Origin of the sequence: Acetivibrio sp., from assembly GCF_035371925.1 — a bacterium.
Lineage (GTDB): Bacteria > Bacillota > Clostridia > Acetivibrionales > Acetivibrionaceae > Hungateiclostridium.
This window is the reverse complement of the sequence record NZ_DAORXT010000154.1, coordinates 1-3,548: the sequence shown is the minus strand read 5'-3', so window position 1 is coordinate 3,548 and position 3,548 is coordinate 1. Positions and strand designations below refer to the sequence as shown.

The 3,548-nt window shown below is 39.5% G+C and carries 4 protein-coding genes; all 4 read left to right on the top strand.

Features of this window, described 5'->3' with window-relative positions:
* The first annotated feature begins 106 nt into the window (after positions 1-106).
* On the top strand, positions 107-808 hold the full coding sequence (locus tag PLH43_RS13300; RefSeq protein WP_324363915.1) for a histidine phosphatase family protein: 702 nt from the start codon (positions 107-109) through the stop codon (positions 806-808).
* 61 nt (positions 809-869) lie between these two features.
* Complete coding sequence (locus PLH43_RS13295; protein ID WP_324363914.1) at positions 870-1,862, top strand: metallophosphoesterase; 993 nt, start codon at positions 870-872, stop codon at positions 1,860-1,862.
* A complete protein-coding gene (locus tag PLH43_RS13290) occupies positions 1,859-3,310 on the top strand; it encodes an AAA family ATPase (protein ID WP_324363913.1) in 1,452 nt (483 codons plus the stop codon). Before PLH43_RS13295 ends, PLH43_RS13290 begins: the two co-directional genes overlap by 4 nt.
* On the top strand, positions 3,310-3,548 hold a 239-nt coding region (locus PLH43_RS13285; protein WP_324363912.1), incomplete at its 3' end, for a hypothetical protein. The genes PLH43_RS13290 and PLH43_RS13285, both read left to right, overlap by 1 nt.

Here is a 3,548-nt window from a genome sequence, read left to right as displayed (position 1 = left end):
TAGGTTTAAGAAATTTTATTTAGAACCGATACTTTTTGTGGGATAATCATATATTGCAATTTATCTAATTTCATATAAGTTGCAAACTAATTACTGCAAGAGGGTGATGGCAATAAAAACAAGAATCATATTTGTTCGTCATGCCGAGGCTGAGGGGAATCTTCACAGGGTGTTTCACGGCTGGACCGATTCCTCTATTACCGAAAGGGGACATCTGCAGGCCCAGAGGGTTGCCGAGAAATTTAAAGATGTTGATATTGATGTTATTTATTCCAGCAGCTTAAAGAGGACACTTCAAACTGCCCAATATATAGCTGATGTGAAAAAACTGCCCATAATAAGAACAGACAAGCTTAAAGAGATAAACGGGGGAAAATGGGAGAATATGGAGTGGGAAGAGCTGCCCAAATTGTGGCCGGATGAATATGACAGTTGGGAGAACAGGCCCCATGAACATAAAATGCCTGACGGAGAATCCATGGAGGAATTCCAGAAAAGGCTGATTGATGAGGTAAAATACATCATAGATAATAACAAGGGTAAGAATATATGCGTAGTTACCCATGGGACGGCGATTAGGTCTCTGATGTGTTATTTTAAGGGCTGCGATCTTACAGAAATGATAAACATTCAATGGCATGACAACACTTCTGTGACCATACTGGATTATGAGGATGGAAAGTTCGATATAGTACTCGAGGGAGACACTTCTCATTTGGATAAAGAGCTCTGCACCGTGCAAAATCAGAAATGGTGGCAGGAATACATTGAAAAATACGAGCAAAGAAAGCAGAATGAGAGTAACTAAGTGCCTTTAAAACTATTTAAAAATTATTTGATCTAAAAGGCACTGGAAAGAGAGAGTCCCAATGAAGTTTCTTTTTTTCACAGATTCACACATTAGAGGAACAACACCGAAAAACAGAAAAGATAACTTTTATGAGACGCTAAAGAATAAGTTTTATGAGATAGGCGACATTTCCAAGCGGCTTAACGTCGATTATATACTGCATGGCGGGGATTGGTTCGACAGACCCGACATTTCCCCTTCCATAGTCCGGGAGTTTGCCGTCATTATAAAGAGCTTTGACAAGCCTATATATACTGTGGCCGGAAATCATGATATTTACGGCCATAATCCTGCCACTGTAGGAAGAACAATGATCGGCCTTCTTGAAGGAACCGGGCTTATAAATCTTATAGGCTATGATGATGAAGTGATTTTAGAAAAAGACGGTATAACGGTTCAGCTCACCGGGAAGTCTTACAATTATGACATAGACGGTGAAAATTTTAAAAGCTATTATATTGTAAAAAAACGTGAAGATGCGGATTATGCCATAAACATAGTGCACGGAATGCTTCTTTTAAAGCCTTTCTATGAAGGAATTAAATACACATTGTTGGATGATATAAAAGAAACACAGGCGGATATAACCTTTGCCGGGCACTATCACAGCGGCTTTGGTGTCAGGCAGATCGGTTCGAAATACTTTATAAACCCGGGAAGCATTGTCAGGGTTTCGAGCAGTTTATCCGAGCTTGGCAGAAGACCTGAGGTTGTTTACCTGAATCTTGATGCAAGCGGAATACATATAGAGGAAATTGAACTTAGAACTGCCCAACCGGCCGATGAGGTGCTTGACCGGGAAAAGCTTGAGGCGGCAAAGGACAGAAATTTAAAACTGCACCAGTTTTATCAGGGTATCGAGGCATCGGGAAATTATAAAAAAATAGATATATCCCAATTAGTTGAAGAAATTGCGTCAAGCGATGAGCTCAGCCGGGAAGTTAAGGAGGAAGCATTAAGAAGGATTGGAATTGCACGGGAGAATTTGTCAGAAGGACAGGATGAAGAATGATAAGGATAAAAAAGATAAAGATTGAGAATTTCCAGTCACATAAGAATACGGAGCTTTCATTTTCCGACGGGCTTAACGTTATTGTGGGACCGTCGGACCAGGGAAAGTCTGCAATTATCCGGGCTATTAAATGGGTTTTGTATAATGAACCCAGAGGCACTGATTTTATAAGGCAGGGAACAAATTCTGCAAAGGTTACTTTGGAGCTTAGCAACGGATATGTAATTACAAGGGAAAGAACAACAAGTAAAAACAGGTATACCCTGGAAGACCCTGAAGGAAATGTAAGCATATTTGAGGGATTCGGCAATGAAGTACCGTTGGAAATTGTAAAGGCCCATGGCATTCCAAAGGTTGTTTTGGACATGGACATTCGTGCCAGTCTAAACATCGGAGAACAGCTTGAAGGGCCGTTTCTTTTGTCAGAATCCGGTGCTACCAGGGCAAAAGCCATAGGAAGACTCACAGGGGTTCACATAATTGACCAGGCAATAAGAGACTGTGCTACGGATATAAGAAGGGAAAATCAGACCTGTGACAGGGTTCGCAATGAAATTGACGATATTGACAAAAAGCTTGAAGAATATGAAAATATAAAGGAATTGGGAAAAAAGCTTGAAGAATCCGAAAAGACAATTGAAAAAACGGAAGCCTTGATGGCAAAAGCCGATACCCTCGAGGAGAAGAAGTATTCCCTTCAAAGCATTGATTCGGAATATCTGGCTTATAGCAGGATTCTTTCAAAGCTTGACAGGCTGGAAGAATGCAATGCATATTTAAAATCTGCGGAGATTAGTTTACTTAGGCTAGATAGGATATTGGGCTTAAGAAAGAAATATTCCGCAATTTTGTACATGACATCGGAGATGGAAAAAGTGGTGGAGAAAACGGGCACTGTGGATGATGCGACAGAAATTTTGAAGGTGATATTTGATATTTTCTCCCGGCACGAAATGCTTAATAAATTACGTTCTGAGCTAAACGATATTAGCAGAGAGCTTGCCCTGGCAAAGGATATCCTTGACAGGACAGAAAATGTCAAGGACCTTGATATAATGATAAAAAAGATTTCCGACAGCGTTTTTAGAAGTTTTAAAATTGCTCAGATACTAGAAAAGCTAGTCTCTATCAACCGGGAGATATCGGATGTAAAAAAGAATATATCATCTTATGAAAGTATAACTTTGGCACAAAACATTGTAAATTCTGCAAACGAAAAACTGGAAGCTTTAAACAGACTTGAAACCGCCAAAAAAGAATACGATACAGCTTGCACAAGTCTAAATGAAGGTTTGGCGTTTATGGAGAAAAATAAAAAAGAAATACAGGAAAATCTTAATTTATATATCGACATTCTTAGAAGAAACGGGGTATGCCCGCTGTGTAAAAGCAGTATTGGAGATGAAAAGCTTGAAAACATAATAAGACATTATGAGGAGGTACACTGATGTCCGACTATGAGAAAAAGCTAAATCAGATTAAAGACAATTTGGATAAAGCAAAAAATTTAAGAATCCGGGCTGAGGCAAGGCTTGAGCAGCTTAACAGACAAAAGGAGGAAATACTTTTAGAGCTCAAAGAGCTGGGGGTTGAGCCCGAAAATTTGGATAGTGAAATTACAAAGCTTAAAGACGAAATCGAAAGCCTGATAAGCAAAGCAGAGAGTTTGTTGCCGGAAGAACTTAT

Excerpts from the sequence above, each read along its gene's own strand:
- PLH43_RS13295 (WP_324363914.1), top strand. The coding sequence starts at position 870 with ATGAAGTTTCTTTTTTTCACAGATTCACACATTAGAGGAACAACACCG.
- PLH43_RS13300 (WP_324363915.1), top strand. The coding sequence starts at position 107 with ATGGCAATAAAAACAAGAATCATATTTGTTCGTCATGCCGAGGCTGAG.
- PLH43_RS13290 (WP_324363913.1), top strand. The coding sequence starts at position 1,859 with ATGATAAGGATAAAAAAGATAAAGATTGAGAATTTCCAGTCACATAAG.